The organism is Marinobacter sp. tcs-11 (assembly GCF_002049515.1).
GTDB lineage: Bacteria > Pseudomonadota > Gammaproteobacteria > Pseudomonadales > Oleiphilaceae > Marinobacter > Marinobacter nauticus.
The window spans coordinates 65,783-91,625 of the sequence record NZ_LLYU01000014.1 but is presented as its reverse complement, the minus strand read 5'-3'; the positions used below and the strand labels follow the sequence as shown (position 1 = coordinate 91,625).

At 58.6% G+C, this 25,843-nt stretch carries 21 protein-coding genes; 12 read left to right on the top strand and 9 right to left on the bottom strand.

Annotated features, from left to right (window positions below; translation table 11 throughout):
* The first annotated feature begins 206 nt into the window (after nucleotides 1-206).
* From ARC85_RS14630 to ARC85_RS14615, 4 genes are all read left to right on the top strand, one after another.
* Nucleotides 207-1,616 carry a di-heme oxidoreductase family protein gene (locus ARC85_RS14630; protein WP_286715261.1) on the top strand — a complete coding sequence of 470 codons (1,410 nt, stop codon included), beginning with the start codon at nucleotides 207-209 and terminating at the stop codon, nucleotides 1,614-1,616.
* 9 nt (nucleotides 1,617-1,625) lie between these two features.
* On the top strand, nucleotides 1,626-2,660 hold the full coding sequence (locus ARC85_RS14625; protein ID WP_286715259.1) for an imelysin family protein: 1,035 nt from the start codon (nucleotides 1,626-1,628) through the stop codon (nucleotides 2,658-2,660).
* Between the two features lie 12 nt (nucleotides 2,661-2,672).
* Nucleotides 2,673-3,767, top strand: coding sequence for a DUF1513 domain-containing protein (locus ARC85_RS14620; protein WP_286715258.1), 1,095 nt, complete (start codon nucleotides 2,673-2,675; stop codon nucleotides 3,765-3,767).
* 80 nt (nucleotides 3,768-3,847) lie between these two features.
* The gene (locus ARC85_RS14615; RefSeq protein WP_011786281.1) at nucleotides 3,848-5,161 is read left to right on the top strand and encodes an MFS transporter; all 1,314 of its coding nucleotides are present in this window, start codon (nucleotides 3,848-3,850) and stop codon (nucleotides 5,159-5,161) included.
* 15 nt (nucleotides 5,162-5,176) lie between these two features.
* On the opposite strand, the gene ARC85_RS14610 is transcribed toward ARC85_RS14615, so the two are convergent.
* The 6 genes from ARC85_RS14610 to ARC85_RS14585 form a co-directional block, all read right to left on the bottom strand.
* Nucleotides 5,177-5,545, bottom strand: a complete 369-nt coding sequence (locus tag ARC85_RS14610) for a DUF4870 family protein (RefSeq protein ID WP_226595593.1) — start codon at nucleotides 5,543-5,545, stop codon at nucleotides 5,177-5,179.
* Between the two features lie 61 nt (nucleotides 5,546-5,606).
* Entirely contained in the window at nucleotides 5,607-7,247 is a 1,641-nt protein-coding gene (locus tag ARC85_RS14605; RefSeq protein ID WP_286715255.1) for a methyl-accepting chemotaxis protein, read from the bottom strand.
* A 241-nt stretch (nucleotides 7,248-7,488) separates the two neighbouring features.
* On the bottom strand, nucleotides 7,489-9,207 hold the full coding sequence (locus tag ARC85_RS14600; RefSeq protein WP_286715252.1) for an alkaline phosphatase family protein: 1,719 nt from the start codon (nucleotides 9,205-9,207) through the stop codon (nucleotides 7,489-7,491).
* An 11-nt stretch (nucleotides 9,208-9,218) separates the two neighbouring features.
* Nucleotides 9,219-10,802 (bottom strand): alkaline phosphatase family protein, encoded by a 1,584-nt coding sequence (locus ARC85_RS14595; protein WP_286715249.1) that lies wholly within the window; start codon nucleotides 10,800-10,802, stop codon nucleotides 9,219-9,221.
* A gap of 229 nt (nucleotides 10,803-11,031) precedes the next feature.
* On the bottom strand, nucleotides 11,032-11,313 hold the full coding sequence (locus ARC85_RS14590; protein ID WP_278350300.1) for a hypothetical protein: 282 nt from the start codon (nucleotides 11,311-11,313) through the stop codon (nucleotides 11,032-11,034).
* Nucleotides 11,314-11,391: 78 nt separating this feature from the next.
* Nucleotides 11,392-11,643 carry a hypothetical protein gene (locus ARC85_RS14585; RefSeq protein ID WP_058341393.1) on the bottom strand — a complete coding sequence of 84 codons (252 nt, stop codon included), beginning with the start codon at nucleotides 11,641-11,643 and terminating at the stop codon, nucleotides 11,392-11,394.
* 179 nt (nucleotides 11,644-11,822) lie between these two features.
* Here ARC85_RS14585 and ARC85_RS14580 point away from each other — a divergent pair, with 179 nt between their 5' ends.
* Nucleotides 11,823-13,094 carry an alkane 1-monooxygenase gene (locus tag ARC85_RS14580; protein WP_286715246.1) on the top strand — a complete coding sequence of 424 codons (1,272 nt, stop codon included), beginning with the start codon at nucleotides 11,823-11,825 and terminating at the stop codon, nucleotides 13,092-13,094.
* 227 nt (nucleotides 13,095-13,321) lie between these two features.
* Here the strand turns inward: ARC85_RS14580 and ARC85_RS14575 are convergent, their stop codons facing one another.
* Together ARC85_RS14575 and ARC85_RS14570 are read right to left on the bottom strand one after the other, a co-directional pair.
* A complete protein-coding gene (locus tag ARC85_RS14575; protein ID WP_286715244.1) occupies nucleotides 13,322-14,101 on the bottom strand; it encodes a crotonase/enoyl-CoA hydratase family protein in 780 nt (259 codons plus the stop codon).
* Nucleotides 14,102-14,523: 422 nt separating this feature from the next.
* A complete protein-coding gene (locus ARC85_RS14570; protein ID WP_286715241.1) occupies nucleotides 14,524-16,326 on the bottom strand; it encodes an acyl-CoA dehydrogenase in 1,803 nt (600 codons plus the stop codon).
* Between the two features lie 293 nt (nucleotides 16,327-16,619).
* Here ARC85_RS14570 and ARC85_RS14565 point away from each other — a divergent pair, with 293 nt between their 5' ends.
* Complete coding sequence (locus ARC85_RS14565; protein ID WP_286715239.1) at nucleotides 16,620-17,612, top strand: GlxA family transcriptional regulator; 993 nt, start codon at nucleotides 16,620-16,622, stop codon at nucleotides 17,610-17,612.
* A 141-nt stretch (nucleotides 17,613-17,753) separates the two neighbouring features.
* Nucleotides 17,754-17,918 carry a hypothetical protein gene (locus tag ARC85_RS14560; RefSeq protein WP_011786291.1) on the top strand — a complete coding sequence of 55 codons (165 nt, stop codon included), beginning with the start codon at nucleotides 17,754-17,756 and terminating at the stop codon, nucleotides 17,916-17,918.
* Between the two features lie 66 nt (nucleotides 17,919-17,984).
* On the opposite strand, the gene ARC85_RS14555 is transcribed toward ARC85_RS14560, so the two are convergent.
* Nucleotides 17,985-20,039 carry an NADPH-dependent 2,4-dienoyl-CoA reductase gene (locus tag ARC85_RS14555; RefSeq protein WP_278350304.1) on the bottom strand — a complete coding sequence of 685 codons (2,055 nt, stop codon included), beginning with the start codon at nucleotides 20,037-20,039 and terminating at the stop codon, nucleotides 17,985-17,987.
* A 352-nt stretch (nucleotides 20,040-20,391) separates the two neighbouring features.
* Here ARC85_RS14555 and ARC85_RS14550 point away from each other — a divergent pair, with 352 nt between their 5' ends.
* The 5 genes from ARC85_RS14550 to ARC85_RS14530 are packed head-to-tail and all read left to right on the top strand — an operon-like array spanning nucleotide 20,392 to nucleotide 25,832.
* Nucleotides 20,392-23,193 (top strand): monovalent cation/H+ antiporter subunit A, encoded by a 2,802-nt coding sequence (locus ARC85_RS14550; protein ID WP_278350305.1) that lies wholly within the window; start codon nucleotides 20,392-20,394, stop codon nucleotides 23,191-23,193.
* A complete protein-coding gene (locus ARC85_RS14545; protein WP_011786294.1) occupies nucleotides 23,193-23,564 on the top strand; it encodes a Na+/H+ antiporter subunit C in 372 nt (123 codons plus the stop codon). The genes ARC85_RS14550 and ARC85_RS14545 overlap by 1 nt, the downstream gene beginning before the upstream one ends.
* Nucleotides 23,561-25,078, top strand: a complete 1,518-nt coding sequence (locus ARC85_RS14540) for a monovalent cation/H+ antiporter subunit D (protein ID WP_011786295.1) — start codon at nucleotides 23,561-23,563, stop codon at nucleotides 25,076-25,078. The genes ARC85_RS14545 and ARC85_RS14540 overlap by 4 nt, the downstream gene beginning before the upstream one ends.
* Nucleotides 25,078-25,566, top strand: a complete 489-nt coding sequence (locus ARC85_RS14535) for a Na+/H+ antiporter subunit E (RefSeq protein ID WP_023009135.1) — start codon at nucleotides 25,078-25,080, stop codon at nucleotides 25,564-25,566. Before ARC85_RS14540 ends, ARC85_RS14535 begins: the two co-directional genes overlap by 1 nt.
* Nucleotides 25,563-25,832 carry a K+/H+ antiporter subunit F gene (locus ARC85_RS14530; protein WP_011786297.1) on the top strand — a complete coding sequence of 90 codons (270 nt, stop codon included), beginning with the start codon at nucleotides 25,563-25,565 and terminating at the stop codon, nucleotides 25,830-25,832. Before ARC85_RS14535 ends, ARC85_RS14530 begins: the two co-directional genes overlap by 4 nt.
* The last annotated feature ends 11 nt before the right edge of the window (nucleotides 25,833-25,843 follow it).

Below are 25,843 nucleotides of genomic sequence, written 5' to 3'. Positions count from 1 at the left end.
CTTCCAGAGTTTTATGATCCAGTTTACGACCGTCAGTATGGCGCATGAGTAGGCAACTCCGATAAGGTCGGTTGAACAATGCCTACATTATAAATGATGTCCGCTTACTTTTGTACTTCTTAGTAACAAGAATAAGCCATGGAAAGCCCTCCTTTACCCGAAGGTTGATTTTCCATGGCTTCTTCCATTCTGAAACGCGAGTAGTTATGAAACGAGCACTCATCTCCTGTCTGCTGCCGCTGGCCTTCAGCACTCAACCCCTGATTGCAGAGACTCACGCTGGTTACCCGATACAAACTACACCGGCCACAGGCGGTGAAGGCACGGTCAATCAGGCCGACACCAACGCCTACTCCCTGCCCCAGGGCAACCTGTCCATGACCAAACGCCTGGATTTCAGCGTTGGCAACAGTTTCTTCCGCAATCCCTGGGTGGAAGCACCGGCCAGCACCGATGCCCGGGACGGCCTGGGCCCCCTGTTCAACACCAACTCGTGCCAGGGTTGTCACATCAAGGATGGCCGCGGACACCCGCCCGGCGTTGATGAACCCCCGGTCTCCCTGTTCCTGCGCCTGGCGGTACCCGCCGATCCAGTCAAGGATGCAGAGCTCCTGCGCAAGCACGGTTTCAAACCCGCACCGGTCTACGGTAGTCAGTTGCAGACTGCGGCCCTGCCGGCCGCAAAACCGGAAGCGGATCTGGTGATTGACTGGGAGCCCGTTCAGGAAACACTTGGGGATGGAACGGTGGTTGAACTGCGCAAACCGGAATATCGCATCGAAAATCCCAACTATGGCCCTATGCCATCGAATTTGCTGGTCTCTCCCCGGGTGGCACCACAAATGATCGGCATGGGACTGCTGGAAGCCATCCCTATTGCCGATCTTGAGGCATTGGCCGATCCGGAAGATACCGACAACAACGGGATTTCCGGCAAGCTTAATCAGGTGTGGGATGTCGCCAGCCAGCAAACGCTGCCGGGCCGGTTTGGCTGGAAAGCCGCGGAACCGGATGTGCACCAGCAAAGCATGGGCGCCTTCGCCGGCGATATGGGCCTGACATCGTCCATCAAACCCACCACCGACTGCACCCCGGAACAACAGTGCGAACGGTTTACTCACGGTGGTGAGCCCGAAGTGAGCGACAAGGTCGCCAACTTTGTCACCTTCTACGCCAAGAGTCTGGCGGTCCCTGCCCGTCGGGATCTGGTCGCTGAATCCGTGCAGAAAGGCGCCAGGCTATTCAATGAAACCGGCTGTGCCGGTTGCCACACCCCGAAACACCAGACCGGAGAAGTGGCCGACCGCCCGGATCTGAGCAACCAGACCATCTGGCCCTACACCGACCTGTTACTGCACGACATGGGCCCGGCCCTGGCAGACGGCCGGGACGAGTTCCTCGCTGACGGCAACGAGTGGCGCACGCCACCGCTTTGGGGCATCGGCCTGGCCCAGGTGGTTAACCCCCAGTCCGGTTTTCTGCATGACGGCCGCGCCCGCACGCTGGAAGAAGCCATTCTCTGGCACGGTGGCGAAGCCCAGCCGGCAGCTGACCGCTATCGTCAGATGGCCGAGCCGGAGCGCAGCGCCCTGATCGATTTTCTGAATTCACTCTGAGGATCTACTATGCAACCGATCACCAGATTGTTCTTCGCCTCCGCCCTGCTCGTCTGCACTACGGCGGCACTCGCGGCCAACGCCGATACCCGGGCCCGCGAACAGTGGCATGGCGCTATTCAAAACGGCTACGAATCGCTGGCAACCAAAACCGAACAACTGGCATCGGCGGCAGTCGGTTACTGCAATACGCCAACGTCCGACAGCCGACCGGCCCTGAACGATGCCTGGCTCGATGCCTTCCTGGCCTGGCAGCGGGTCCGCTTTGTTGACTTCGGCCCGGTGGAGAACAACAACCTGTCCTGGCAGTTCCAGTTCTGGCCGGACCCGAAAAACCTGGTCGCTCGCAAGGCCCGGTATCTGCTTGGCACCGAAGCCCCCGTTAACGCCGAGGTGATCAACCAATCCGGGGTAGCGGTTCAGGGCTTTCCCATGGCCGAATACCTGCTATTCGATGAGCAACTCAACAGTGGAGAAAACGCCCTGCCCGCAGCCAAAAACTGTGAGGTGCTCTCGGCGGTCACCCGGCATATGGCACGTAATGCCCGGGGGCTCGCAGACAGCTGGGCGAGTTTCAAACAACACTATCTGGACACCGGGCCATACCGCGACACCACCATCAAAGCCGGCATGACGGCGCTTGAAATACTGGAAGAGCGACGGCTGGCGCAGCCCATGGGGCTAAGGGGCAATGGCAAACGCAACCCTTACATCACCGATGCCTGGCGCAGTGGCCAGAGCCTGACGGCGGTGGAAGCAACAGTGGCAGGGCTCGAGAAATTCTACCTTCCCGGATTGATCACTTTGCTGAAAACCGACGGTGAGGCCAGACTGGCAGAGCGCATTCAGAGGCAGTTTGAGGAAGTGGCTGACAACTTTCCGGAAGCCCATGCTGCCATGACAACGCTCATGGAGAGTGATGAGCGGTTCCGCATTCTGCAAGGGCTCTTTGTGGATGTCTCCCAGCTTTCAACGCTGATCAATGACGAAGCCGCCGTGGCGCTTGGCGTAGTGCGTGGCTTCAACTCAAGTGACGGCGACTGAACAGGTATACCCATGCACATCCATCGCAGAACCCTGATCAAAGCCACCATCGCCGGAGGTATGGCCGCCACCCTCACCGGCTGCTCGTTGCTCCCCCGCAAAACCGGCCCACAGCCCGAACGCTATGCCGGCGCGGTTGGCCTGCCGGATGGACGCTTTGGCGTGAGTGCCTTTGATCGATCCGGCAACGTTCAGTGGCAGGCGCCGGTAGACACCCGATGCCACAGCGGCTGTAACCGGCCCGGCCGAAAAGATACTCTGTTTTTTGAGCGCCGACCGGGCTGGTCGTTCTATGTTTTCGATGCAGAAACCGGGCAACGCAGACACCGCATTATGGCCCCGGAAGGCGAACACTTTGTCGGCCACGGCGTGTTCTCACCTGATGGCCGGTGGCTCTACGCCACGGCCAGCCGCTACCAGCCCGGCGAAGGCATTGTCGCCGTCTACGATGCCGAGCAGGACTATAAACGGGTGGACACCTTTGAACTGGCCGGCATCGGGCCCCATGAACTTACCCTGCATCCGGACGGCAACACTCTGGTCATCGGCCTGGGCGGCATTCTGACCCACCCTGATTACGACCGCATCAAACTCAATCTGGATACCATGCAGCCGGCCCTGATTCTGATGGACCGCCGGTCCGGCCAGATCGTTGGCCGCTTTGCCCCTGCCCACCACCAGCAGAGCTCCCGCCACGTCAGCGTCAGCACCGAAGGCAAAATCTATGTTGCCTACCAGTACCAGGGCCCGCTCTACGAGCGACCTCCGCTGCTGGCGCGCATAGAAGATGGGCAACTCCGGGAATATCGCTTTGACCCGGAAACCCAGGCCGCCCTCGGCAACTACATCGCCAGCGTGGTGGCCCATCCTGAAAACGACCTGATCGCCGCCGCTTCCCCCGTGGGCGGCACCGTTATTGTCTTCCGCGGCAAGACCGGGGAGCTGGTTGCCAAAGCCCGCATCACTGACTGCGCCGGCATTCAGACTCTGGCAGGAGGCGATTTCCTGGTGTCCTCGGGACAGGGCCGACTGGTGCAACTGAGCGCCGGACAAGCTGCGAAAGACATCGCGCGGCTACCGGTACAGTGGGACCACCACCTGGTCTGACCGGCACCGCTGGTCCTCCCGCTTAAGCACACCCGAGCTAACTGGTATGCTTGGCAAACATTTTTCCGGAGGACGGCCCTTTGCCAGCAACCAAACCCGACACCATCGACCAGCTCTACGGACTGATTGCCAACGAAGAGGACGCACGGGTCTGTAAAGACATCCCGGAGGAAGCCTGTCGGGAAGTACCCCGAAACTTCTTCCTGATTCTGTTCAGCAATGTGCTCACCAAACTCGGAGACTTGCTGATCAGCCCCAAGACCGTGCTGGCCTGGCTGATGAGTGCCGTTGGCGCACCGGCTCTGGTAGCCTGGTTGGTGCCTATCCGGGAATCCGGCTCCATGGTGCCACAAATGGTGATCGCCGCCTGGGTGCGTCGCAAGGCGGTGCGCAAATGGTTCTGGACCCTGGGCAGTTTCGGGCAGGCCGTCAGCGTGGCTGCGATGGCGGCAAGCGTGTGGTTTCTTGAAGGCTATGCGGCCGGTGGCGGCATTGTCGCGGCGCTTATTGTGTTTTCACTGGCCCGGGGATTCTGTTCGGTCTCCATGAAAGACGTTCAGGGCAAATGTATCCCAAAAACCCGCCGGGGTCGGCTGTCTGGGCTGGCAACCACCATTGGTGGCACCGCCACGGTAGTGCTCACAGGACTGTTGTTCTGGGATCGGGGCGACCCCAGCATTGCGTTCTACACCACATTGCTGCTCCTGGCAGCTACGCTGTGGGTGATTGCCGGGGTTCTGTTTGCCAATGTGGAAGAGTACGCCGGGGAAACAGGGGGCGGTGGCAACGCTATCAACGAGGCTTTTAAAAGCCTGTCGCTGCTACGGGACGATGCGCCCTTCAGGCATTTTGTCATCACTCGTGCACTGCTTTTGTGTTCGGCTCTGGCGTCTCCCTATTTCGTGGTGCTCGCCCAACAGGAATCCGATATCGGCTGGATGCTGGGTGTTTTTCTGCTCGCCAGCAGTCTGGCCAGCTCCCTGAGCGCCAGCTTCTGGGGTTGGGCCGCCGACACCTCCAGCCGCCGAGTAATGATTCGGGGTGCCGCCATGGCCAGCTCGGTCTGCCTGGTGGTTGGTGTTCTGGCGCTGGTGCTGGGCCCCGGGTTTGGCGGTGCCTGGTTCTATCCGGTCGCCTTTTTCGTCCTGAGCATTGCCCATGCCGGCGTGCGCCTGGGGCGCAAAACCTATCTGGTGGATATGGCCGGTGGCAACAAACGGACAGACTATACAGCGGTCAGCAATACCGTTATCGGTGTGTTGCTGCTGGTAACCGGGGGCTTCACAGCCGCCATTTCCATGATTTCGGACGTGGCGGTGATTCTGGTGTTGGGCCTGATGGGGCTGGCGGGCATGCTGAGCGCATTACGGCTGGAAGAAGTGACGGAAGACTGAGCTATCATGACCCCGTTACATCGGGGTCTTGCCATCGTTCAGGGCCAGGGCGCCTTTGACAATTCGGTAGATCACCCAGATCGCAATACCCAGCAGAATAAACCAGCCCACGATCAGCATGGTGGTAATCACCCCGATGACTGTCCACAACAAACCAATCCAGAAGGTGCGGATCTGCCAGCGGAAATGGGGCTCTATCCAGGTACCACGGACATCATCCAGCTTGACGTAGTTGATGATCACGCCCACCAGTGCCGTCACGCCTCCCAGGAAGAAAGACAACGCCTGCAGGATGTAAACCACCACCGCCAGATTCCTCGCAGAGCTGGGCTCCTGTGATTGCTGGCCGTCAGGTTTTGCGGGGATGTACTCGGTTTCGGACACAGGCGTTCTCCTTGTTACGTCCCCGGCAGTCTATCACAGCCTTGGCGGGTGCCCAGTGCGGTCAATGCCCCGCCGGACGATACCCAACCCGGAAACCGCCCCAGTGCTTACCGTTCACATAGATGGGCACCGACAGATCGTGCATGATTTCACCGGTGTCCCGGCGATAGGTCTGCAGCAGCATGCTCTCGGTATGACTCCCGCAGCGAATGCCAGTACGGTCATTGAACAAACGCTTGCTGCGGCTTTTCACCAGATCCACTTCCGGATTACCACTCGGCGGGTGGGCAAAATCCTTGTTATGGGTAGGCACGTAACCGTCCGGCGTGCAGGCGATAGCGAACACAATGGCCTCATGAGATTTCTTGATGGGTTCCTGTATTGCCGGAAACATCTGGTCAGTGAACCGATCGAAGCTGCTGGAATATTGCTGGGGCTGGGTGTTGGCAATCGGTGTGCGCTTCTTGTCAAACAGCGCCGTTTCACTCAAACGCCCATCGCGGATCGCCGCCTCAAACAACTGGCCAATCTGCTGCGCCCCTTCCAGTGCCTTCTCATAAAACGGCCGGTGGTAGCTTTCGCTACTGTTCAGCGCAAAGGCTGCATTCGCCTTCTCTGCCAGCTCCATCAACGTGGAAGCCTGGTCCGCCAGCGATGCCACACTGGTATCACTTTCGGATATATGGTCACGGACAGACTCAATAGCCGAAAACACATGGGCCAGACTCTGCTCGTTGTTCTGGTCGATCTCGGCAATACGGGCAACCTGCTGCTGCACCCGGTCGGATTGGTCGCGAATCAGATCCAGCTGCGCGCCAACGCTTTCAACGGATGTCAGCCCCTGCTCCACGGAGCGGGCCAGGTCCTCAATTCGGGCAACGATCAGGGAAGTATCACCCTGGATTTCTTCCAGGGTTTCCGCCACTTCGCTGGTCGCTTGTGCAGTGCGCCCCGCCAGCTGTCGAACCTCATCCGCCACCACGGCAAAGCCCCGGCCCTGATCACCCGCACGGGCGGCCTCAATGGCCGCATTGAGTGCAAGCAGATTGGTTTGCTCGGCAATACCCTGAATGGTGGCGGTCACGCCCTGGATCTTGCTGGACTTCTCGTTCAGCTCCTGGATCAGCCGGAGATTCTCACCGGACTGCTGGTGTACCGCGCGCACACTGTCAATGGCCGAGATCAGCGCTTCGCGCCCCTCGATACTGACCTGCTTGTTCTGGAGAGCCATGGTGGCGGCATCGGTCGCCTGCTCGGAGGACTCCCGGACGGTCTCGGTAATCTGGCCCGCGTAATCGGCCATCTGGGCGGTTTCTTCCACCTGACGGTCCAGCCGGATCTTGAGCTGGTCTGCGGCGAAGGAGACCTGGGCGGCGGAAATAGCGTTCCTGTCCGCGCTTCCGGAGAGGGTTTCCACCAGAGCCCGCCCGGCTTTCGCATCGGAAAGCAACTGCCGACACTGGGCCCGGAGCGGATGATCTTCTGCCAGGGTGCCATCGTTCAGGGCCTTGAGCCCGCGTTCGGTCGGCTCCAGCACCCGGACGATCAGAAAGCCGCCAGCGGCCACAAGGCCAACCACCAGCCCAACCAGTGTTGATGCTGGTTCAAGACCTAGCAAAGGCGCCACCACTGCACTGATGATTGCAAGAACAACGGCAACCGCCACCCCCCATAGTATTGAAGCCCGATCCAGTAACCCCATAGAAACCTCTTCTTTATCGTTGCTTCTGCCAACATTTTGTTATTTAAGGCCATCGTGGAAACTAAAGAATTGATGTGAGTTAATAACTCATACTTTAGTGTATTCAACTGGCTTATCGGCAGGAAAAGGGTTTTCTGAAACAAAAAACCGCAAACCCGACCCACTCTGTTACCAGGTGGGCCGGATTTACGGTGTTTTCAGCGCGGATCTAATGCTCTAAAAAACGTCAACCTTTCCGGGGTTATTGAACCTCCTGATTGGCAGCCCCGCTGATGTCGGCCGCATAATCCATGACATGATAGATCATGTTCTGCTCATTGGTGCCAGTCAGCAGGTTGGCGCCCGGGCCCCGGGCATAAATGCCTACGTCCTCTCCAGCGTGAGTCTCACTACCAAGCGGCACCAATGCCTCCTGATGATAGCCCGGTGTGGTGGTATCCACATTGGTCAGATCCATTCTTCCGGCGTTGACAGGGTCACCATAGGTACGGTCCGCATCAGTCTCACTTCCATAATCGCGCATGCCAAGGCCATTGGCGTAGCCCAGCGTAGTGTATGGCAGGTCATCCGCCGCCAGTGCAGGCTGATCTTCCTCAATACCCACGACCTTGCCCAGAATCGGGTTACCGCGCCTGGGATAACCCGCCATCGTCAATCCGTGGCTGTGATCCGCGGTCACAATGATGAGCGTATCCTCCGCACTGGTCTGATCCACGGCCACCTGAACGGCTTTTGCCAGTTCAATGGTATCGGTCAGTGCGCCATAAGCACTTCCCGCGTGGCTGGCATGATCAATCCGGCCCGCCTCGACGGTCAGGAAGAAACCATCGGTATCATTATCGAGAATGTCGATGGCCTTGGCGGTCATCTCACTCAGTGAAGGCTCACCGGCAACATCATTGCCACGATCCGCCTCGTATTGCATGTGAGACTCGTTGAACAGGCCGAACAGCCGGGAGGTGGTTGCCGGGTTGACGCTGTCAAAACCGGCCTTGTCATACACGTATACGCCTTGGGGATACTGAGCCTGCCACTCGGCGATCAGGTTGCGGCTATCGGTACGGTCACCCTCAACGCTGGACATCGCATCCGGGCTGTTGAATGTGGAATCCCTGGGCAGGAAGTGGCGGCGGCCACCGCCCATGACCACGTCAATCCCATCGATATCCACGCCGGCGTAACGCTGTTCCAGAAGTTGCTCGAAACGGACCAGTTGATCGGCAATGTCCTTGCAGCCGGCCTGAACCGCTTCGGCAGGCATGTCCGAAATGTCTTCCCAGTTGCGTTCCGCCGATTTGGCATAGGTAGCAGCCGGTGTGGCGTGGGTAATGCGCGCGGTGGTGACCACACCGGTGGCTTTGCCGCTAATTTCTGCCAGCTCCAACGTCGTTATCAGCTCATTACCGGCAGCCGAGCTGCAATCACCGCGGATAACGTCTTCATCCACGCCAACCACGCCCACATTGGTTTTTACCCCAGACACCATGGCAGTCATAGTCCCTGCGGAATCGGGCACCTGTGCGTCCACATTGTAGGTTTTGGCTAAACCGGCGAAAGGAAAACGCTCGAAACTCAGTTGATGTTCTTCTCCGAGCTTACCCAGATTCTGACCTTCCAGAATGCGGGCAGCGGTGACTGTGGATACGCCCATGCCGTCACCCACGAAAAGGATCACGTTCTTTGCTTTACCCCGGGCGTCGGCAATGGCTTCCTGAACAGATTCGGATTGAGCAACAGCGTCCCCACTGCCGGTAACCGTGGCCCAGGTCTCTTTGGCTGCCACGATCTCTTGCTGGCCCTGCTGGAACCAGGAATTGGACAGAGATGTCTCGAGTTGCTTCGAGGAAAGACTGGTAACGCTCTCATCGGCTGGCTGCACCGAGCTCTTGTCGTCGTCATTCATGCATCCGGTCAGGCCGATCACTGAAGCCGTCAGTGCGCTGAAAAGGTATTTGTTCATTGCCTAGCTCCTTATTCTTCAATTAAGCCCAGGGCCTGATCGATCAGGTGAAAAACCGTGCTTTGCTCGATGGTGCCCTGTGCAAGGTGAGCGCCGGGGCCTTTCGCATGCAGGCTGACATCCTCACCGGAATGGGTCTCGCTACCAAGCGGAACCAATGCTTCCTGGTGATAACCAGTGGTGGTGGTATCCACGCCAGTGAGATTCTGGCGTCCGGCGTTAGGTGCCTGGCTGTAGGCCGCGTCTGCGTCCGTTTCCATGCCGAGATTGCGGAATCCGAGCCCGTTGGCGTATCCCAGGGTGGTGTAGGGCATGCCATCGGCGGCCAGTGCCGGCTGCGTCTCGCCAACATTAACCACCTTGCCCAGAATCGGGTTGCCCCGCTTCGGATAACCGGCCATCGTGAACACATGGCTGTGATCAGCGGTGACAATAATCAGGGTATCCTCCGGGTTGGTTTGATCCGCGGCCACTTTTACGGCTTCGGCCAGTTCAATGGTATCCGCCAGAGCGCTGGCCGCATTGCCGGCATGGTGGGCGTGGTCAACGCGGCCAGCCTCGACGACCAGCAGATAGCCTTTATCATTGTTATCAAGAATATCAATGGCCTTGGCAGTCATCTCACTCAGTGACGGCTCACCGGCAACATCGTTGCCACGGTCAGCCTCGTACTGCATGTGCGACTCGTTGAACAGGCCGAACAACCTGGACGTGGTTGCGGCGTTGACGCTGTCGAAACCGGCCTTGTCATACACGTATACGCCTTGTGGATACTGAGCCTGCCACTCGGTGACTAGGTTGCGGCCATCGGTGCGGTCGCCTTCGACACTGGATCGCGCATCCGGGCTGTTGAACCTGGCATCATTTGGCAGGAAGTGGCGACGGCCGCCACCCATGACCACGTCAATCCCATCGGTATCCACGCCAGCGTAACGTTGTTCCAGAAGTTGCTCGAAACTGACCAGCTGATCGGCAATGTCCTTGCAACCGGCCTGAACCGCTTCGGCAGGCATATCCGAAATGTCTTCCCAGTTGCGATCTGCCGATTTGGCATAGGTAGCAGCCGGTGTGGCGTGGGTAATGCGCGCGGTGGTGACCACACCGGTGGATAAACCCTTGATTTCCGCAAGTTCCAGGGCCGTTACTACTTCATTGCCTGCGACCGTGCTGCAATCACCCCGCTGGACATCCTCGTCCACGCCCAGAACACCCGCATCGGTTTTCAAACCTGACATCATGGCGGTCATGGTGCCTGCTGAATCCGGAACCTGGGCGTCGGTGTTGTAGGTTTTCACGAGTGCCGAGAAGGGAAAGCTTTCAAAGCTCAGCAGATTTTCCTCGCCGGGACGGCCCTGCCTCTGGCCTTCCAGAATGCGCGCAGCGGTAAGGGTGGACACCCCCATGCCATCGCCCACAAACAGAATGACGTTTTTCGCCTTATCCGAGGACTTCAGGGAGAGCTTCTGCTGAAGCTGTGCCTCGGCGCCACTAAACCAGCCATTGTCCTTTTGTGAGGTCGGTAGTACCCCTGCGAGGACACTGGCGGACAATGCCAGCCCGATTGCCACCGGAACTAACGTTCTTTCCAGATTCATAGCGCACATCCTTTCAACGGTGTTGTTGTCTGCCACTCCGGTACAACCTGTTCATCGAACAGAATTCCGGATCGACTCCGCTAAAAAGATAGGGGTTCATTATGACGTTAATCCTGCATTTGTGTTACTCAGGCATGAAGGTTGCCTGGCAGCTTCAATACGTTCCTCCCCGGGACGCTGGCCAGGACCTGCCGGCGCGGACAGAGACGCGCCGGCGGAAATCCGAGCGTTATTGAGTAGCCTCCTCCATCCTGTCACCCGCTTCTTCGGCGGCATCGCCCATCTCCTCGGCTGCGTTTTCCGCGCCTTCCTGTAACTCGCCCATGGCGCTTTCGTCCTGCCCTGTGGCTTCTTCATAGGATTCCTCTACGGAGTCGGCGGCGTCATCCATCATTTCACCGGCGTTCTCCCCGGCCTGCTCGAAATCGGCACCTTCATCGCTTTCTGAACTGCAGGCAGCCAGGCCGAGTGTCATCAGTAGAGCCAGTGCGCTCCACGTGAGCTTGTTCATACCATATCCCTCTGTTGGTAAGTATTTACGACGCAAACAGCCTAGAGCGGTTCACCTGCACAGGCAATTACCGGGCGATTACCCTTTCGTTAGCCGCTGGCCGTCGATCATGATCACATGCTCAACACCAAGCACCTTGCCGGAGCCAAGTACCAGAAAATCATGGCCGGCCCGGCTCAGAACGTCCCGAATGTTTTCATGAACCAGGCAAACCTGCCCGTTGGTATCCTGGTAGATAATCTCGGCCAGCCGTCGCCCCTGGACATACTCCACAAGCATTTCCCGAACCGGCAAAGACACAGTCTCTGGTGAGGGGGTTGCAGCACTCATGTTCCATCGTCCCTGTTGTTTTTGTTTTGCAGAAGTCTGGACCACAAATCCCGAATCCGCCAACCGGGGCCGAATTGTCATGTCAGGCCACCTTCCGATGACATTCGTCAAAATTGTTGCATTGCCCGATTGTCCGACATAAATTGAGGACAACCAAGAACAAAACGGAGATCCCTGATATGAACGCCAAGGCCAATCAAGCAGTCGGGCAACAACCGGCCAATTCCACTCCCGCCTCCGGTGAAAAAGACTGGAAAGATCCCAAGCGTTACCTGTGGCTGCTGGGCCCTGCCCTGCCTGGTATCGGCCTGGCCGCTTTAACCGGTTATGCGCTGGCGCCCAGGAAGCTGAAGGCACTGGCGTGGACCGGGCCGGCACTGGTGCACGGCATTATCCCGGCGCTGGACCGGGCGATTGGTGAAGACAAGAGCAACCCGCCGGAATCCGCCGTGCGGTCCCTGGAGCAGGACAAATACTACGACCGGATTGTAAAAGCCTTTATTCCTACCCAGTACGCCATGACCTTCATGGGCGCCTGGCTGGCCAGCCGGAAAAACACACCACTCGAGGACAAGATCGGCCTGACCCTGACCGTAGGCGCCATCAACGGGGTAGGCATCAACACCGCCCATGAGCTGGGCCACAAGTCCAATAAACTGAACAAACTGATGGCCATGGCCGCCTTGGCCCCCACCGCCTACACCCACTTTGTGGTGGAACATAATTTTGGTCATCACAAGCGGGTAGCCACACCGGAGGACCCCGCCAGCAGCCGAATGGGCGAGAGTTTCTGGAAGTTCCTGCCCCGAACCGTGTTCGGCGGCATCAAGTCGTCGATCAAGATCGAAAAGGCACGCCTGGAACGCAAGGGTAAGAGCTTCTGGAGTCTTGATAACGAACTGCTACAGGGTTGGGCCATGACGGCCGGGTTCTTTGGCGCCACGACGCTGGTCTGCGGCCCGAGGGCGGTGCCGTTCCTGGCGGCACAGGCGGTTTATGGCGCCAGTCTGTTGGAGAGTGTGAATTACATCGAGCACTATGGTCTGTTGCGGCAGAAGGACAAGAATGGCAAGTATGAGCGCACGAAGCCGGAACACAGCTGGAACAGTAATCACATTGTGACCAACCTGTTCCTGTATCAGTTGCAACGGCATTCTGACCACCACGCCCATCCGACCCGGAGTTTCCAGGCCTTGCGTCATTTTGAAAAGGCGCCCCAGTTGCCGGGAGGGTACGCATCGATGCTGTTGCCGGCCTACCTGCCGCAGTGGTGGTACGAGACGATGGATAAGCGGGTAATTGACCACTACGAAGGGGATCTGTCGAAGATCAACTGGGACCCTGATCGCAAGGAGGAGTTGATGGCCAAGTATGCGGACTATGCTGCGAAAGTGGCAGCGGAGGCTGCGGCTCGGCGGGCTGGCTCTTCTTCTGAGTCTGAGGCTGCCTGATTTCGTGGTTTGATTGCCGGCCCCAGCCTGTTGGTTGGGCGCCGGCTGCGGGTTGGGGCCACCCTTCCGGGAGACGCCATGAACCCATCCATGGGGGCTTGAGCGCAGCATCCCTGCTGCGCACACTCCCGGAAGGGTGGCCCCAACCCGTCGCTTTCGCTTCCGTGGGATAGTCGCTGATTCGACGATTCGCTAAGGACTAAATCTCGATTAACAGGGCAATCCTGCTACTTGCCTTTGAACACCGCCTCTCTTCTCTCCAGGAATGACTGGATTCCTTCTTTGACATCTTCGCTGGCCATGACCGGGCGTAGTTCCGGGAACAGACGTTCCTTGGCCGCTTCCTGGCCTTCGGACACGGCAATCTTGGACGATTTCAGGCTGCCCTGAACGCCTAACGGAGCCGCTCTGGCAATCTTCTCGGCGATTTCCATGGCTTTGTTGAGCTGTTCGCCGGGTTCCACCAGTTCCTGAATCAGGCCCCACTGGTAAGCCTGTTCCGCGGTCCATTCATCACCAGTGAGCAGGTAGCGCTGGGCGTTGCCCCAACCGATTTCCCGCTGCAGGCGAATGGTGGCGCCACCGCAGGCGAAGATGCCGCGTTTCACTTCCAACTGAGCGAAGCGGGTGCCTTTCGCGGCCACGCGGATGTCGGTGTTGAGCATCATCTCGACGCCACAGGTGAAGCAGATGCCCTGGGCGGCGAATACCACGGGTTTGGTGAGGCTATCGCCGGTAATGTCAAAGGGGTCGAGTTCGCCTTCGCCGGGTTCAATGCCTTTACCGTTGGCGAACACGCCGGCCCAGTCATCCAGTTGCAGGCCGCTGGTGAAGTGGTCACCTTCAGCGTACATCACTGCCACGCGCAGCTCCGGATCGTGCTGGAGCTGATAATAGGCGGCCGCAATTTCGTGGTACATGGCCCGGTTCATGGCGTTCATTTTTTCCGGGCGGTTCAGGCCGATCTTCAGGATGTGACCCTGTTTTTCTACGTTTACCAGTGGCATTGGTGTTTTCCTCTGCTTTGGGATCCTAGCCTGGTTGCTTGGGTGGCATGCACGGACAACGGGGAGGGCTTTTCAGGACACGCCCACGAGTACATCCCTGTAGGCTCGTTTCGGGCCGTCCATGGCCCTCAACGGTCCTGAAAAGCCCTCCCCGTCGCCCGCGCGTCACATTTCCGCGATATACCAGGCCACAGTTCCATAAATAGAACTCAGTTTTTGCCAAGCTTCGCTTTACTGTCCTGCGAAATGCACCCCTGCTCGGGCGCGAGCGGCTGGGAGCCCTTTCAGGGACCGTCTGTGGCCATGGATGGCCACAGTCGAGCGCACAGGGAAGTGCTCGTAGCGTGTCCCTGAAAGGGCGCCCAGCCGCTCACACAACCCCCCAAAACGAGCAGGCTACGAACAGAACCAAGACTCCAGAGCTAGAACCAATCGGCCTTCATATTCAGACACGTATCATCCTGATTCCGCAGCAGCACCAGATCCTGAGCCACGGTGGGTAATTCCCAGTGGAAGAAGTACTGGGCGGCCTGCAGTTTGCCCTGGTAGAAGTTGCGTTCGCTGTCGCTGTTGGCAGACCCCAGTGCGTGGGCTGCGGCATTGGCCTGCCGCAGCCACATCCAGGCCACGATAATGTGGCCGAACAGGTGCAGATAGCAGCTGGCGTTAGCCAGGGTTTTGTCGACTTCGCCGCCCATCAGGGATTTGCCCAGGCTCTGGGTGACTTTTACTGCCTGCTGCAGGGTTTCGCTGAGGGACAACGCCCACTGCTGGCAGCGCTCGGTGGTAGCCGCCTGCAGATCTACCTGCATTTCCTGCATCAGCAGCTGCAGGCCGTGGCTCTGGTCCTGCAAGATTTTCCGGCCCAGCAGGTCCAGAGCCTGGATGCCGTTGGTGCCTTCGTGGATGGGGTTCAGGCGGTTGTCGCGCCAGCACTGCTCGACCGGGTATTCGCGAGTGTAACCGGCGCCGCCGTAGACCTGGATTGCCAGATCGTTGGCTTTCGGACCGTATTCCGAGGGCCAGGCTTTGATCACCGGGGTAAGCAAATCCAACAGCTTGCCGGCTTCCATTCGTTTCTGCTCATCCGGGTGGGTGTGCTGATCATCCATCAGGCGGGCGCCGTAGAGGCAGAGCGCCAGGCCGCCTTCGCTGTAGGCTTTCTGGGCCAGCAGCATGCGGCGTACGTCCGCGTGGTCGATGATGGGTACTTGCGGACTTTCCGGATTCTTTTCGCTGGCCTTGCGGCCCTGCAGGCGGTCCTTGGCGTATTCCAGGCTGTGCATGTAGCCCCGATAGCCGATCACAGCGGCGCCAAAACCAACGCCGATGCGGGCTTCGTTCATCATCTGGAACATGTACTTCAGGCCCTGATGGGGTTCACCTACCAGGTAGCCGTGGCAGGGGGCATCATCGCCGAAGCTCAGGGCGGTACTGGTAGTGCCGCGATAGCCGAGTTTGTGGATCAGGCCGGCGAGGCTGACGCCGTTGCGGTCGCCCGGGTTGCCGTTCTCGTCCACATGGAATTTCGGGACGATGAACAGGGAGATGCCTTTTACGCCCGCCGGTGCGCCTTTGATTTTCGCCAGCACCATGTGAACGATATTTTCGGTGATGCTCTGCTCGCCACCAGAGATGTAGATTTTGGCGCCTTTGATCAGGTAGTGGCCGTCGTCGGTGGGCGTGGCGGAGGTGCGGATGTCTGCCAGGCTGGAGCCGGCGTGGGGCTCAGTCAGGGCCATGGTTCCACTGTAGCGGCCGCTGAGCATATTGGGCAGAAATTTGGCCTTCTGTTCGTCGTTGCCGAATACACGAATCAGGTTGGCGGCGGCGGTGGTCAGGAACGGGTAGCCTGCGGTGCCGGGGTTGGCGGCGGTGAAGAAGCCGTTGCAGGCCGCCATGACGGATTCCGGCAATTGCATGCCACCGAGGTCGTAGTCGTATCGGCCAGCGAGGAAGCCGGCTTCGGCGTAGGCGTCGAAGGCCTGTTTGACGTCCGGGAGCATTTCCACCTGGCCGTTGACGAATTTGGGTTCGTCTTTGTCGGCGGCGCTGTTGTGGTTGGCGAATTTTTCTTTCGCCATTTTGTCGGCGGTTTCGATGACGGCGTCAAAGGTTTCTTTGCTGTGTTCGCTGAAGCGCTCGCGCTGGATGAGGGATTCGGTGTCCATCACCTCATAAAGTTGGAAGGCAAGGTCGCGGCGGTCGATCAGGGTGTCGGTCATTCTTGGTCTCCTGTTGATTGGTCATAGCGTCTCATAACGGCTATGGTTGTTGGAATTGTCATTTCTGACTTATTTTTGGTTGAATCCGCCACCAGCTAGTGGTGACTGACGCCCGGCAGGAGGTGTGGGGGAGCTTTTCGGGAGACGCCGTGAACCCATCCATCGGGGCTTGAGCGCAGCTTGCCTGCTGCGCACACTCCCGGAAAAGAATCCCCATGCCAGCGGCCTGATTTAGAGAATGCCGTCATGCCAGTTCATGCAACGCCACAAGCCAGAAAACAGGAATTTTCCCAGTGAAAACCGTCACTATCATCGGCTTTAACGGAGCTCTGGCCAGCGCCATCACCGGTATGATCGACCTGTTTCGCCTGGCCGGGGTGACCTGGGCACGAATCCATGGCGAGCAGCCGACGGCATGGTTCAGAACCCGGCTGCTGACCGAGGATGGCGAGCCCTGCCGATGCATCAACGGCGTGACCTTGCTCGCGGATGGTTCCTGGCAGAATGCCGACGAACTGGGTTCCGATGACCTGCTGATTATTCCGACCATTGGTGGGCCCATTGATGAAGTTCTCCAAACCAACCCCCTCCTGATTCAGTGGCTTTCAAAGTTTCAGACTGCGACGCCCGGCGATGTTCGGGTGGCCAGTAACTGTACCGGCGCGTTTTTATTGGCGGCGGCGGGGTTACTGGACGGTCGGGAGGCCACCACACACTGGGGGTTTGGTGAACAGTTCAGACGGCAGTTTCCGGCTGTAAACCTCCATGCCGAAAAGCTGGTCACGGTTGATGGCCCTGTGGCCTGCGCCGGGGGTGGTATGGCCTGGTGGGATCTGGGGGTGTATCTGGTTGAGCGGCTGGCAGGTGCGCAAGTGGCCCGTGAGTTGGCGAAGGCGTTTGTGATTGACGCCGGGCGCACGAGCCAGGCTCCCTATAGCGTGCTGCAGGCCAAGCGATACCATTCAGACAAGGTGATTCACCAGGTTCAGGATTGGCTGGAGGCGCATTTCAAAGAGCCGGTTTCATTGCCAGAGCTTTCCAGCTTCGCCGGGTTGTCCGAAAGGTCGCTGTTACGTCGGTTCCGGCAGGCGACAGGGGATTCACCGTCCAGCTATCTGCAGCTGCTCCGTGTGGAGGAGGCTCGCCGGCTACTCGAATCCTCAACGGGAGGGCTTGAGTCGGTCACCCGGGCGGTCGGATACGAGGATGTGAGTTCGTTCAGCCGGCTGTTTCGTCGGCATACGAAGCTTTCACCGGGCGCCTATCGGGCGAAATTCGGCCGATAGTATGGTGTTACAGGTCACAATTCAGTCTTTGGTAGTGTTTCTGTGGCGCGGGTTATGCATCAAACTGTCTTGTAGGCGATTTTTTGCCGCTGTACGTAAATAATCTTGACAGTATTAACCCTTCGGGGGGAGGTCGTTTCCATGAACGCACCGTTGAAGCAGAGCCGGGCCGATGTACTTAACCGGCTGTACGATATGAAGCGCAAGCAGCTCGCGCAGGCCAGTCAGCAGGGTAACAGCCTGCGTTGCCAGGTATTGGAAGCCGAAGCAGAGGCGATTTCCAATGCCCTGAAAACCGTTCGATAGCCATTCATCCAGACAACAGCTATCGAACGCCACTTCCGGTCAACTGATGACGTAGCAGGTCACTTTTTAAATGGCTGCCGCGATTTCGGTTCCCTGACGGATGGCCCTTTTGGCATCCAGCTCTTCCGCCACATCAGCACCGCCAATGAGGTGCGCTTTCACGCCTTTATCCGCAAGCTGGTCGAACAGTTCCCGATAGCTTTCCTGTCCCGCGCAGATGATGACGTTGTCCACGGCCAGAACTCTGGTCTCGCCGGTCTTTCCGTCCTTGTCGGTCAGGGTAATATGCAGGCCTTGATCGTCGATTAGGTCGTAACGGCAACCCCGGAGCATTTCGACATCCCGGTGTTTGAGGCTGCTCCGGTGCACCCAGCCTGAGGTCTTGCCCAAGCCACCGCCAACCTTGCCGGTTTTACGCTGCATCAGATAGATCTTGCGGGGCGATGGGGTCTGCGCCCGCTCGGCCAGGCCGCCGGGGCCCTCAAACGCGGGATTCACTCCCCATTCCGCCTGCCATTCAGCCACACTCACCTGTTCACCTTCCGGGTGTTTGCCAAAATCGTGAGTCAGGAATTCACTGACATCAAAACCGATACCACCGGCCCCGATCACGGCAACTGACTTGCCCACCGGTTTGTTGTGGCGCAGTACATCCAGGTACCCAAGCACTTTCGGGTGGTCGATGCCTTCAATCTTCGGTGTTCGTGGTTTGACGCCGGTGGCGATGATCACGTCGTCAAAGCCCTGTTCGATCAGCTCGTCGGCCCCCACACGGGTTCCGAGCCGCAGGTCGATTTCCAGCACATCAATCTGACGCTGAAAATAACGCAGGGTTTCGTAGAACTCTTCCTTGCCCGGAATGCGTTTGGCGTAATTGAACTGGCCGCCAATTTTATCGTCAGCTTCAAACAGGGTCACCTTGTGCCCCCGTTTTGCCGCCGTGGTGGCTGCTGCCAGGCCAGCGGGACCGGCGCCGACCACCGCTACGCGCCTGACGACAGGCGCTACCGTGAGCACCAGTTCGGTCTCGTGGCAGGCCCGGGGGTTTACCAGACAGGAGGCGCGCTTGGCCTGGAACACATGGTCCAGACACGCCTGATTGCAGGCGATACAGGTATTGATCTCGTCGCCGCGCCCCTGTTCCGCCTTGCGGACAAACTCGCTGTCGGCCAGCAGCGGGCGTGCCATGGACACCATGTCAGCCTTACCGGCAGCAAGGATTTCCTCGCCTTTTTCAGGCGTATTGATACGGTTGGTGGTACACACCGGGATGTCCACCTCGCCATAGAACTTGGCTGTCACATCCGCAAAGCCGCCGCGGGGTACCGAGGTCACGATGGTGGGAACGCGGGCCTCGTGCCAGCCAATACCCGTGTTGATAATGGTTGCACCGGCTTTCTCGATGGCCTTGCCCAGAGTGACGATCTGCTCCCAGGTCTGGCCGCCTTCCACCAGATCCAGCATGGACAGGCGGTAAATAATGATGAATTCCGGCCCGACCGCCTCACGCATGCGGCGAACGATCTCCACCGGCAAGCGCATTCGGTTTTCGTAGGGCCCACCCCACTTGTCGGTTCGCTTGTTGGTGCGTTCACACAGGAACTGGTTGATAAAATAACCTTCGGAGCCCATCACCTCAACGCCGTCGTAGCCGGCGAATTTAGCCAGCTTGGCGGCATTCACGAAGTCATTGATCTGCCGTTCCACACCTTTTGTCGAGAGGGCTCTGGCCTTGAACGGACTGATCGGTGCCTTGGTGGCCGAGGCCGACACAATCAGCGGCTGATAACCATAACGACCGGCGTGAAGCAATTGCAGGCAGATTTTTCCGCCCGCTTCATGCACGGCCCCGGTCACATGACGATGCAGCAAAGCAGTCGCACGGTTATTCATCGTAGACGCCAGCGGGGCCAGCTGCCCCACCAGGTTGGGAGAAAAGCCACCGGTTACCATGAGCCCGACGCCACCTTCCGCCCGTTCGGCAAAATACCGGGCGAACTTGTGGATATTCCAGAAACGGTCTTCGAGGCCGGTATGCATCGACCCCATCAGCACCCGGTTCTTGAGCTCAGTGAACCCCAGATCAAGCGGTTTCAGCAGGTTGGGATAGGCGTTGGTCATGGCGCACTCTCATCGAATATTTATCGGGAGTATACACTTGATCAATGGCAAGTTGACTTGACCTGACCGACGGGCCACGTATCATCGCATTTCAAGTTTGACTGACGGAGCAACCATGACAGCAAGGTCCTTCGGCTGCATTAGAATCACCCGCCCACCCGTTACCGCTGACATCGCGCGGCATCGGGGACGCCTTCCGTATTTCCCGGACCCGCCTGTTTCCTGCTGAATCCACCCTGACCCATGCCGACCCGATCCCGATGCTCATCGTGCACGGTGGCTGGTCGGAGACTAGACTCAGGCAAACACGCCTTTGGTACTCATGTAAAAGAACACCGATAACGAGGTTGCGATGTCGCTACCGCTGGTTGTATTTCTGCCATTTCTGGGGGCTATAGCTGCCCCGCTGTTTGCCCTTGGGGGGCGGACAGCGATTGCGATTGCCTCTTCTGTTCCGGCGCTTATTGCCCTGGCTGCCCTGTTCCCGCACTGGGAAACACTGGCCAACGGTGGCACCGTCCTGCAATCCTGGGAGTGGTTACCGGCGATCGGCATTTCCTTCAGCTTCCGCCTCGATGGACTGTCTCTGCTGTTCGCACTGCTGATTCTGGTTATTGGCGTGCTGATCATTCTCTATGCCCGCTATTACCTGAAGCCGGCCGAGAATATCGGGAAATTTTACGCGCTGCTGCTCTGTTTCAAAGGCTCCATGCTGGGCATCGTACTCTCCAGCAATCTCTTGCTGATGATGATTTTCTGGGAACTGACCAGTCTCACCTCGTTCCTGCTCATCAGTTTCTGGAACCACAAACAGGACGCTCGTCGTGGCGCCCGCATGGCGCTGGCGGTGACCGGTGGCGGTGGGCTGGCGTTGCTCGCGGGCATTCTGATCATCGGCAACATTGTCGGCAGCTTTGAACTGGACGATGTGCTGGCGGCCGGCGATGTTATCAAAGCCCACGCCATGTACCCCGTCGCCCTGACGCTGGTACTGCTGGGCGCCTTTACCAAGTCTGCCCAGTTCCCGTTCCATTTCTGGCTACCCCATGCCATGCAGGCGCCAACGCCGGTTTCGGCCTACCTGCACTCCGCCACCATGGTCAAGGCCGGCATTTTCCTGATGGCGCGTTTGTACCCGGCATTGGCTGGTACGGAACAATGGTTCTACATGGTCAGTTTTACCGGCATGGCAACTTTGCTGATTGGCGCCTACGTGGCCATGTTCAAGCACGATCTGAAAGGGCTGCTGGCGCATTCCACCGTCAGCCACCTGGGTCTGATCACCCTGCTGTTCGGAATGGGAACCGAACTGGCCGCAGTGGCCGCGGTGTTCCATGTAATCAACCACGCCACCTTCAAGGCCTCGCTGTTCATGGCGGCCGGCATCATCGACCACGAAACCGGGACCCGGGACATGCGCCGGATTAACGGCCTTTGGCGATACATGCCCCACACTGCCACTCTGGCCATGGTGGCCGCGTCATCCATGGCGGGGGTTCCGCTGCTGAACGGCTTCCTGAGCAAGGAAATGTTCTTTGCCGAGTCCCTGCAACTGAACCTGCCCGGCATCTGGGCCTGGCTGCCACCGATCGTCGCCACGCTGGCCGGTATTTTTGCGGTCGCCTATTCCGCACGTTTTATTCACGACGTGTTCTTTAACGGCAAGCCCGTCAATCTGCCCATCTACCCTCCCCACGAACCGCCCCGGTACATGAAAATCCCGGTGGAGATCCTGGTCTTCGCATGCATCATGGTAGGCATGTTCCCGGCGGTATCGGTCGGGCCTCTGCTATACGCTGCGGCCCACGCCACCCTTGGCGGCGAGGTGCCGGATTATCAACTGGCGGTTATCCATGGCTTTAACCTGCCACTGATCATGAGTTTTGCGGCTTTCTTTGGCGGTTTGATCATGTATAGCCAGCGCCAGAAGTTCTTTGATTTCCACGCACGCTTCAAGGAAATCGACGAGAAGGCCGTATTCGAAGCGATCGTACTGCGGATCGTCGACCTGGCGAACGCCTTTACCGCAAGACTCGAGAATGGCTCTCTGCAAAGATACGCCATGCTGCTTGTGGTCAGCGTTCTGGCGGTTGCCGCCATGCCACTGCTGGATCTGGGCATATTCATTGGTGAGACCGGGCTGAGCCCTGTGGACTGGCCCACGGCCATTGCCGCAGGCGTACTGATCATTTGTGCCCTGTTGACGGCAGCCGTGCACCGGCAGCGATTTTACGCGCTGGTTGTGCTGAGCGTGGTCGGCCTGATCGTTGCACTGGCGTTTGCCCGCTTCTCGGCGCCCGACCTGGCCATGACCCAACTGTCCGTGGAAGTCGTGACCATTGTTCTACTTATGCTGGCGCTTTACTACATGCCGGGCTGGACGCCAGTGGAGACACCGCTGAAACGCCGCTTCCGGGATATCGCCATCGCGGGGATTGCCGGTATTGGTATGACCCTGGTTACCCTGGCCATGCTAACGCACCCGTTCAGTTCGATTTCCGATTTCTTCCTTGAGAACAGCAAACCGGGCGGTGGCGGCACCAACGTGGTCAACGTCATCCTGGTGGACTTCCGGGGCTTTGATACCCTGGGCGAAATCACCGTTCTGGCGATTGCTGCCCTGGGCATTTACGCGCTGCTGAAAAATACGCCGCTGACGCCACCACCCAGTGATGGCGAAGGCCATGCCTGGTCACGGGATGCCTACCCGTTAATGCTGCGCTTGATTGCCCGGCCACTGTTGCCGCTGTCCCTGATGGTGTCGGCATTCATCTTCCTGCGTGGCCACAACCTGCCCGGCGGCGGATTTATCGCGGGTCTGATCACCTCGATAGCCCTGATCCTCCAGTACATTGCCAGTGGCCTGAACTGGACCCAGGACCGGATTCCGTTCAAATATCACAACGTCATTGGCCTGGGCCTGTTGTTCGCAACCATTGCCGGCGCGGCCAGCCTGGCCTTCGGCTATCCGTTCCTGACCTCAACATTCGGCTATATCACCTGGCCGGTAGTCGGCAAGTTCGAGGTAGCCTCAGCACTGGTCTTCGACCTGGGTGTTTATCTCACGGTAATCGGGGCCACCCTGTTGGCGCTGGTGACCATTGGCCGCATATCGCCGCATTCGGCCATCAAGAGTAAGAGGGAGGGCGCGTAATGGAACTTGTCTATGCATTGGTGATTGGTGCCCTGACCGCCTCCGGCGTTTATCTGCTGCTGCGGGCGCGCACGTTCCCCGTGGTGGTTGGCCTGACACTCCTGTCTTACGGGGTAAACCTTTTCCTGTTCTCCACTGGCCGGCTGGCTACCGGCAAGCAACCGATTATCGGCACTGCGGAAAGCTATGCCGACCCACTGCCGCAGGCGCTGGTTTTAACGGCCATCGTGATTGGCTTCGCCATGACAGCCTTTGTGGTGGTGATGTCGCTACGAAACCTTGCGGATAACGAAGATGACCATGTTGATGGCAAGCAACCCTATAAATCGCCAGCACCGGAGCAGGAAGACGAGGAGGTAACCGGTAAATGAACCATTGGCTTACCGCTCCGATTCTGATTCCTCTGCTTGGCGGCATTCTGCAGGCACTGATGGGCTATGCCCCCATCACGCTGCGCCGAACCCTGGCACTGGCAACCACCGTGCTGATCCTGGTCTCGGCCATAGTCCTTCTGGTGCTGGCAAACGACGGCAGTTACCGCATTTATGCTTTTGGCAACTGGCAGCCGCCGTTCGGGATTGTCCTGGTTCTGGACCGGCTGGCCGCGCTGATGCTGGTCATGACCTCTGTTCTGGCCCTGTTCTGTCACCTCTATGCCATCGGCGGCGCCGATGAGGGTAACCGACAGTTCCACGCCCTGTTCCTGTTCCAGTTGATGGGCCTCAACATCGCCTTCCTGACCGGTGACCTGTTCAACCTTTTCGTTGCCTTCGAGGTGCTTCTGATCGCCTCCTACGGCTTGCTGATGCATGGTGGAGGCACCATAAGGACTGTACCTGGCCTCCACTACGTGGTTCTCAACCTGATCGGCTCGGCGATATTCCTGATCAGTGTGGGCATGATCTACAGCGTCACCGGCACCCTGAATATGGCAGACCTTGCGGTCAAGGTTCCCCAGGTAACCGGTGAAAGCCTGAATATCGTCAAGGCCGGCGGCATGATGCTGCTGGTAGTCTTTGGCCTGAAGGCCGCCATTCTGCCGCTGTGTTTCTGGCTGCCCCGTGCCTACTCCAAAGCCACGGCGCCCGTTGCGGCTCTGTTTGCGGTCATGACCAAGGTGGGCATCTACGCCATCCTGCGGGTGTACCCGCTGGTGTTTGGCGACGAAGCCGGTGAGCTCGCCAATCTCGGCATGGACTGGTTGTTCCCGATCGCTCTGGCCACCCTGGCCATGGGCGTCATAGGCGCTCTGGGCTCTGGTAGCCTGAAGACGCTTGTGGCCTGGCAGGTAATCATATCCGTGGGTACCCTGCTGGCTCCCATCTCTCTGGGCTCCGAAGCCGGCCTGTCTGCCGCCCTGTTCTATATGCTCAGCACGACCTGGACCGTCGGCGGCCTGTTCCTTGTATCGGAACTGATAGCCAATCAGCGCGGCAGCGCGAACGATCGCATCATCACCGCGCCCAGGATGCATAACCGCACCTTCCTGAGCGTGCTGTTTCTGATCGGTGCCGTTGCCGCCGCCGGGTTGCCTCCGCTCAGCGGCTTCATTGGCAAGCTGCTGATTCTACAGTCCGTTGAGCCCGGTTTCGAAATGGCCTGGCTCTGGTCAGTGCTGCTGGTTGGCAGCTTCCTCACAATCATTGCCTACAGTCGGGCCGGCAGTATTGTTTTCTGGCGAACCGTCGACGGCCACCTGGAAAAGCCGGACCCATTGAATGGTCGGATTTCTGTAGCAGCAGGCGCGCTCACCGCACTGGCGATCGTCCTGGTCGTGTTTGCCGGTCCAATAACACGCTATACCGATGCAACGGCCGAACAGCTACACAATAACAATGCCTATATCGAAATCCTGCAGATGCCTATGGTCGGGGAGGATGACTGATGCTTGATCGACTGAGGTTTCCCCACCCCTGGCTGAGCCTGACCCTGTTCGTCATGTGGCAGTTTCTGAGTGACGGCATCAGTGGCGGCAGTATTGTTCTTGGGCTGATCCTGGCCTGGATAATCCCCCTGATGACCCAGGGTTTCTGGCCAGATCCACCCACCTTGCTCAAGGCCTGGAAGACACCCGCCTACCTGTTGCGGGTTCTGTGGGACATTGTGGTCGCCAGCGTTGATGTGGCAAGGCTGATACTGAGCCCTCGCGAACCACGCCCGATGTTCATCTGCTACACCCTGGAACTCAAGGATCCGCTGGCTATCAGCATTCTAGCCAGCACCATTTCCCTGACGCCGGGCACCGTTAGCGCGGATGTGAGCGATGACAACACACTGCTGCTGATTCATGCCCTGGACGCCGAGGACGAGCAGGAAGTCATCGACACCATCCGGAACCGGTACGAAAAGCCTTTGCTGGAGATGTTCCAATGATGCTAACCGCGCTCTACATCACCATTGCCATGGTCACGCTGGCCGCCTTGCTGAACGTGTACCGCCTGATCAAGGGCCCGGATGCGCCGGACCGGATACTGGCGCTGGACACCCTCTACATTAACGCCATCGCATTGATCATTCTGTTGGGCATCACGCTAAAAACACGCATGTACCTTGAGTCTGCGCTGCTGATTGCGGTTATGGGATTTGTTGGAACCGTCGCCATGGCCAAATACCTCAAGCGCGGCAGCGTCATTGAATAACCCGGAGGACA

Bases quoted from the DNA above. Each gene is read 5' to 3' on its own strand.
- ARC85_RS14630 (WP_286715261.1), top strand. From the start codon at position 207: ATGAAACGAGCACTCATCTCCTGTCTGCTGCCGCTGGCCTTCAGCACT.
- ARC85_RS14625 (WP_286715259.1), top strand. From the start codon at position 1,626: ATGCAACCGATCACCAGATTGTTCTTCGCCTCCGCCCTGCTCGTCTGC.
- ARC85_RS14620 (WP_286715258.1), top strand. From the start codon at position 2,673: ATGCACATCCATCGCAGAACCCTGATCAAAGCCACCATCGCCGGAGGT.
- ARC85_RS14605 (WP_286715255.1), bottom strand. From the start codon at position 7,247: ATGGGGTTACTGGATCGGGCTTCAATACTATGGGGGGTGGCGGTTGCC.
- ARC85_RS14600 (WP_286715252.1), bottom strand. From the start codon at position 9,207: ATGAACAAATACCTTTTCAGCGCACTGACGGCTTCAGTGATCGGCCTG.
- ARC85_RS14595 (WP_286715249.1), bottom strand. From the start codon at position 10,802: ATGAATCTGGAAAGAACGTTAGTTCCGGTGGCAATCGGGCTGGCATTG.
- ARC85_RS14590 (WP_278350300.1), bottom strand. From the start codon at position 11,313: ATGAACAAGCTCACGTGGAGCGCACTGGCTCTACTGATGACACTCGGC.
- ARC85_RS14585 (WP_058341393.1), bottom strand. From the start codon at position 11,643: ATGAGTGCTGCAACCCCCTCACCAGAGACTGTGTCTTTGCCGGTTCGG.
- ARC85_RS14580 (WP_286715246.1), top strand. From the start codon at position 11,823: ATGAACGCCAAGGCCAATCAAGCAGTCGGGCAACAACCGGCCAATTCC.
- ARC85_RS14575 (WP_286715244.1), bottom strand. From the start codon at position 14,101: ATGCCACTGGTAAACGTAGAAAAACAGGGTCACATCCTGAAGATCGGC.
- ARC85_RS14570 (WP_286715241.1), bottom strand. From the start codon at position 16,326: ATGACCGACACCCTGATCGACCGCCGCGACCTTGCCTTCCAACTTTAT.
- ARC85_RS14560 (WP_011786291.1), top strand. From the start codon at position 17,754: ATGAACGCACCGTTGAAGCAGAGCCGGGCCGATGTACTTAACCGGCTG.
- ARC85_RS14555 (WP_278350304.1), bottom strand. From the start codon at position 20,039: ATGACCAACGCCTATCCCAACCTGCTGAAACCGCTTGATCTGGGGTTC.
- ARC85_RS14550 (WP_278350305.1), top strand. From the start codon at position 20,392: ATGTCGCTACCGCTGGTTGTATTTCTGCCATTTCTGGGGGCTATAGCT.
- ARC85_RS14545 (WP_011786294.1), top strand. From the start codon at position 23,193: ATGGAACTTGTCTATGCATTGGTGATTGGTGCCCTGACCGCCTCCGGC.
- ARC85_RS14540 (WP_011786295.1), top strand. From the start codon at position 23,561: ATGAACCATTGGCTTACCGCTCCGATTCTGATTCCTCTGCTTGGCGGC.
- ARC85_RS14535 (WP_023009135.1), top strand. From the start codon at position 25,078: ATGCTTGATCGACTGAGGTTTCCCCACCCCTGGCTGAGCCTGACCCTG.
- ARC85_RS14530 (WP_011786297.1), top strand. From the start codon at position 25,563: ATGATGCTAACCGCGCTCTACATCACCATTGCCATGGTCACGCTGGCC.